This is a genomic window from Vibrio sp. S234-5, assembly GCF_000960595.1.
In the GTDB taxonomy this organism is placed as follows: Bacteria; Pseudomonadota; Gammaproteobacteria; order Enterobacterales; family Vibrionaceae; genus Vibrio.
In genome coordinates this window covers 1-2338 of record NZ_JZAM01000214.1, presented here as the reverse complement: position 1 = coordinate 2338, position 2338 = coordinate 1, and the positions used below count along the sequence as shown (strand labels likewise).

Here is a 2338-nt window from a genome sequence, read left to right as displayed (position 1 = left end):
AAGCATAACAAACGGTTCAAGAGGGACAGCCAACGCGCGGTATTTTTATCATGCGTTGGTTTTTGTGGTTACGGTGTTATGCGGAAGCTTGGTAATGGCGTTGGCTGCCCCTTAACCGGGCGTTATGAACTACAAGGTTAATCTATGTATATGATCGAAAGAGCGACCATAGACGACATTGAAAAGTTAGTGGAGATTCAAGTTTCAGCTTTTGAGAACGATCGCAAACAATGCGGTTCTGGTCCTCCAGGTTTCGATAGCCACGAGTATCAAACTCAATGTCTGGAACGTTATTCTTACTTTGTCATTAAAAGTTCAAGTAACGTTGTTGGCGGATTTTACTATTCGCTTTCGGAAGAAAATTTAAGCCTGATTAGGCTATTTGTAGATCCGAACTTTCAACGTCAAGGTTTAGGGGGGAATGCACTCAATTTCCTGATAAATCAGGTTAGAACTGGTATGTATATTGAGTTAGAGACACCAACCTTTAGTGTTGAAGTTCAAAGGTTCTATGAAAAGAGTGGCTTTCAAAAGGTACAAAGAATTCAATATCCGTCAGGTAGCTCGTATTTGTACAGAAAGTTGTGCTAGATAACCACGTTCATAACAAGGCGTTTAAGAGGGATTCATGCCGCGTGGCATTTTTGCTATGCGGTGAGTTTTGGTGGTGAAAATGGTCTGCGGAAACTTGGTTTAGGCGGCATTCACCCCTTAACGCAGCGTTAGGTTGCTTCGCAAAAGGAGTAACTTATGGACATTAAGCAAGTTGAACAATACATTGTTGAGGTTTTGACAGAGAAGTTTGAATGTGAATTTGAGGTTGTGAGCGGTCGCAGACACTTTGAGTTCAGAAGTGCTGATTATGATTTTTCCTTCCCATCAAGCATTGCGGATGCAACTAGCAAACAGTCAGTCCAAAATAGAGTGAAGTCTTGGATTGAGAGGGATTCGAGTTTAATCAAACCGAATAGTCATGTGATTTATGATGCTAATGGTGTGATACAAACTAGCTCCGTTCTAGCATAAATTTAAAGGAACAACACCTAACACCTGATACCCTTGTTCCTTTGATAATGATTCTCATTAATCGCTCTGTAATCAATTTTGAGCGTTTTTATTAATTTGTGGCTTGTTAGTTATGGCATATCGCCTTGGGCTTGTTTCTGAGCCTAAATAGGCGGCTAAATTGGCAAGCCTTTGCTCTGATACTGTGTCTGTATATTTTTCTCGGTCAAATGGACGTTGCTTTGTTCTAATTTGGTTCTCACATGTGTATTTTGCGAGCACTTTGTTAAGCGATTTCAAATCAAGTTCGGCAGTGGTGAGAATTTGAATGTAACCGACCACACCATAGTTAGGCTGATGTTTTAATCTCAACACCCAAATCATAGTGATACTTTTGAATGCAGCACTGACAGGTTTTTTAATCTTCTGCATCAAATCATTGAACTCAATGGCTTCATCAAAGTTGTTATAAAATATCGCTGTCTGATGTGTTGGCTTAATGTCTTTAATGTTATTTATGAGCTTACGTTTGGTTTTATTACGTGCTGATTCTGTCATAGTTTATACACCAATAATCATATATCTCTATATCCTTATAACTTCACCTCAAAATGTGAGGCTTGTCGTGTGATTAATGGTGCATAAGTTATTGATTTATGGCTATTATGCAACTGTGATTTTGGTCGAGCAAGCGACTGAGAATCACAAAAATCGGATAGTAGTGCGGTGAGAATCACACTAAAACTTAGACACTGCTACCTAACAAACAATTTAAGAGTGATTCAGCACGCGTAGCATTTTTACTATGCGTTGGTTCAAGTGATTAAGCTGGTATGCGGTAGCTTTGGTAGTGCGTGCTTCACACCTTAATTGGGCGTTAGGTTGCTTCGCAAAAGGAGTAACTTATGGACATTAAGCAAGTTGAACAATACATTGTTGAGGTTTTGACAGAGAAGTTTGAATGTGAATTTGAGGTTGTGAGCGGTCGCAGACACTTTGAGTTCAGAAGTGCTGATTATGATTTTTCCTTCCCATCAAGCATTGCGGATGCAACTAGCAAACAGTCAGTCCAAAATAGAGTGAAGTCTTGGATTGAGAGGGATTCGAGTTTAATCAAACCGAATAGTCATGTGATTTATGATGCTAATGGTGTGATACAAACTAGCTCCGTTCTAGCATAAATTTAAAGGAACAACACCTAACACCCAGGGTTCGCGCATGTTATTGACGCACCTTTTTATCGAATTTCGGGATAAAATTTTTAGAAATAGATTGAATTAGCGATCTTGACGTGATCTTATACTGTTAAAAATAAAGCAGGATAAGACGAATA

At 39.2% G+C, this 2338-nt stretch carries 5 protein-coding genes; 4 read left to right on the top strand and 1 reads right to left on the bottom strand.

The window, feature by feature from the left end:
- Window positions 1–144 precede the first annotated feature (144 nt).
- From UF06_RS12400 to UF06_RS12395, 3 genes are read left to right on the top strand one after another with little or no spacing between them, the layout of a single operon-like run.
- Window positions 145–591, top strand: coding sequence for a GNAT family N-acetyltransferase (locus UF06_RS12400; RefSeq protein WP_038940626.1), 447 nt, complete (start codon window positions 145–147; stop codon window positions 589–591).
- The gene (locus UF06_RS24480) at window positions 592–726 is read left to right on the top strand and encodes a DUF3265 domain-containing protein (RefSeq protein WP_242402014.1); all 135 of its coding nucleotides are present in this window, start codon (window positions 592–594) and stop codon (window positions 724–726) included.
- A 24-nt stretch (window positions 727–750) separates the two neighbouring features.
- Window positions 751–1026 (top strand): hypothetical protein, encoded by a 276-nt coding sequence (locus tag UF06_RS12395; protein WP_045570721.1) that lies wholly within the window; start codon window positions 751–753, stop codon window positions 1024–1026.
- Window positions 1027–1098: 72 nt separating this feature from the next.
- Here the strand turns inward: UF06_RS12395 and UF06_RS12390 are convergent, their stop codons facing one another.
- The gene (locus UF06_RS12390; RefSeq protein ID WP_045570722.1) at window positions 1099–1563 is read right to left on the bottom strand and encodes a hypothetical protein; all 465 of its coding nucleotides are present in this window, start codon (window positions 1561–1563) and stop codon (window positions 1099–1101) included.
- A 347-nt stretch (window positions 1564–1910) separates the two neighbouring features.
- Between UF06_RS12390 and UF06_RS12385 the strand changes: the two genes are divergently transcribed.
- Window positions 1911–2186 carry a hypothetical protein gene (locus UF06_RS12385; protein ID WP_045570721.1) on the top strand — a complete coding sequence of 92 codons (276 nt, stop codon included), beginning with the start codon at window positions 1911–1913 and terminating at the stop codon, window positions 2184–2186.
- Window positions 2187–2338: the final 152 nt, after the last annotated feature.

Coding starts and splice junctions, on each gene's coding strand:
- UF06_RS12400 (WP_038940626.1), top strand. CDS start 145: ATGTATATGATCGAAAGAGCGACCATAGACGACATTGAAAAGTTAGTG.
- UF06_RS12395 (WP_045570721.1), top strand. CDS start 751: ATGGACATTAAGCAAGTTGAACAATACATTGTTGAGGTTTTGACAGAG.
- UF06_RS12390 (WP_045570722.1), bottom strand. CDS start 1,563: ATGACAGAATCAGCACGTAATAAAACCAAACGTAAGCTCATAAATAAC.
- UF06_RS12385 (WP_045570721.1), top strand. CDS start 1,911: ATGGACATTAAGCAAGTTGAACAATACATTGTTGAGGTTTTGACAGAG.